The following is a 1180-nucleotide window of genomic DNA, read 5'->3' as shown; positions in this document are numbered from 1 at the left end:
GCGCAGCGTCTCATGGCCGATGCCGCCGTCGGCCGCCGCCGCGTCCGCAGCCGCCCCGGTGCCCTCGTCCGCGCCCGTATCCGCTGGTGATGTGCCCGCCGCCGGCGGCTGTGCCGGCGGCGCGCCGACGCCGACCGCGAGCACCGTCGGGATGCGCAGGGTCCCCAGAGTCGCGAACCGGACCAGGTCACCGGCCTTGCCGGTGGCCCCCAGGTCGGCGAGGACCGTCGCGAGCCGGCCACCGAGTGCCATGTCCAGCTCCTCGGTGCCACCGAGCGGGATGGGACCGTCCTTGCCCGTCGCGACACCGATCACCAGCGCGTCAGCATCAAGATCCAGCACGGATGAGGTTGTCACGGCAGTCACGGTCATGCCGAGAGACTACGGAACACACCACAGGACGATGCAGAGCCGGGTCCTCCACACCGTCCCACAGCGCCCTCGCCCGGCCCCCGCCCCGCCCCCGCCCCGCCCCCGGAACCCGCCCGGACCGCCCCGGAACCGGCTCCAGTGCGCGCGCCACAGCCTCCCCACCGCGAGGCCGTTCCCGCCCGTATCCGGCATGCCCGTCAACACCGCCGGCTGCCGAGGCTGTCGGGGCCGCTCCCCGCCCCGTGCCCGCGTCCCGACCGCATGCCACCCGCCAGCCACTCCCGCGACCGTCGCCCCCGCCGCTCCGGTTGCCCCGAAAGGGCTGAAGGACGCGGATCCACTGCTGCTGGAGCAGCAGCGCAGTCACATCCTTGCCCGCCACCGCCCGCTGGTGATCACCGAGTCGGCGGAGGCCTGGGACGCTGATCTTCCGAAAAACTAAAACAGGTCTGCGGGTCTGTCCGGAAGCCTTGCTTCGGATCCGCTGGCGTCATAGGCAAATTACGCTGCCTAAGATCTTGGCTAGGGTTTCAGGAGATCTTCTATGTCGTAAGACACATATAAAAACTCCGAAGGATGTGGGTCCGCCGCTGCCGTGGTGGCTCGTGTTCGCATTCCTCGGCGGTGTACCGGGGATGTGGGGTGTTCCAGGGCGGAGTGTCCCGACGGGCCGGGCGCACGCGTCCGGATTTTCGATGGGCGAGCCGGACGCTCCCGGGCGGCGGCCGGCTCTCGAGCCCGGCCCCCGGATCGCAGCTTGCGGATGAGGCACTGGTCGTTTCCGGATCTTCGGTGGAAGATCCAGAGG

The 1180-nt window shown here is 70.5% G+C and carries 1 protein-coding gene; it reads right to left on the bottom strand.

Features of this window, described 5'->3' with window-relative positions:
• Window positions 1–357 (bottom strand): M17 family peptidase N-terminal domain-containing protein (locus tag NBX02_RS16190; protein WP_445548472.1); only part of this gene is annotated, 357 nt, incomplete at its 3' end.
• Between the last annotated feature and the right edge of the window lie 823 nt (window positions 358–1180).

The sequence above is a fragment of the Protofrankia sp. CiP1_Cm_nod1 genome (assembly GCF_920888515.1).
Classification (GTDB): domain Bacteria; phylum Actinomycetota; class Actinomycetes; order Frankiales; family Frankiaceae; genus Protofrankia.
The sequence above is the reverse complement of the archived record's forward strand: the minus strand, read 5'-3'. Positions and strand labels throughout refer to the sequence as shown.